The 257-nt window shown below is 63.8% G+C and carries 1 pseudogene; it reads left to right on the top strand.

The window, feature by feature from the left end:
• Positions 1–257, top strand: a pseudogene (locus SB765_RS31385) (HAD family hydrolase); the annotation flags it as partial.

Raw genomic sequence — 257 nt, 5'->3', positions numbered from 1 at the left:
CTGGCATGCACGCCTTCCTCGCCGACTTGAGCGAGTGCGTGCCCGACCTGGGCATGCCGGCGCTCGACGATTCGTTCCCTGCTTCACTGAACCAGTTCCGTGTCGGCATCCACGGCTTCGGCGCTATCGGTGGAGGCTACCTGACCCAGGTGTTGTCCCATTGGGACGGCTACACGCGTCCCTGTGAAATCATTGCCGCGACCCGTTCACGCATGCTCCGGGAATCAGTCGCTGCGTTCGGCCGCTACAGTGTGCGC

This window comes from Pseudomonas sp. SIMBA_067 (genome assembly GCF_046534675.1).
GTDB lineage: Bacteria > Pseudomonadota > Gammaproteobacteria > Pseudomonadales > Pseudomonadaceae > Aquipseudomonas > Aquipseudomonas putida.
Note: the sequence above shows the minus strand (reverse complement) of the source record. Positions and strands in the feature narration are given on the sequence as shown.